The 451-nt window shown below is 64.7% G+C and carries 1 protein-coding gene; it reads left to right on the plus strand.

Annotated elements, in window-relative coordinates:
* Window positions 1-91: 91 nt before the first annotated feature.
* On the plus strand, window positions 92-451 hold a 360-nt coding region (locus AB4Z35_RS30515), incomplete at its 3' end, for a Bug family tripartite tricarboxylate transporter substrate binding protein (protein WP_442101231.1).

Consider the following 451-nt stretch of genomic DNA (forward strand, 5'->3'; position numbering starts at 1 on the left):
GCGCGTACCGGGTTTGCAGGTGTTGCCGTCAGCGAGTGATCTCGCTATTAGTGAGCAATAAATCACAAATCATAAATACAGGAGACAGACCATGCCGACTTCCCAGACGCTTCCCCGCTTCCTCCGTGCCGCGCTGCTGATGCTGGGCGCCGGGGCCTCCGCCCTGTGCGTGGCGCAGGAATGGCCGACCAAGCCGATCAGCCTGATCGTGCCGTTCCCCTCCGGTGGCACCACCGACGTACTCGCGCGCGCCATCGGCGACCAGCTTTCCAAGAAGCTGGGCCAGCCCGTGATCGTGGAGAACCGGCCCGGCGCCGGCGCCACGGTGGGCGCGGACTACGTGGCCAAGGCCCGCCCGGACGGCTACACACTGTTGATGGGCGCCGTCCACCACACCATCGCCACCAGCGTCTACAAGAAGCTGCCGTACAACTTCCAGAAAGACCTGGCG

The sequence above is a fragment of the Pseudomonas sp. KB_15 genome, assembly GCF_052114525.1.
Lineage (GTDB): Bacteria > Pseudomonadota > Gammaproteobacteria > Pseudomonadales > Pseudomonadaceae > Aquipseudomonas.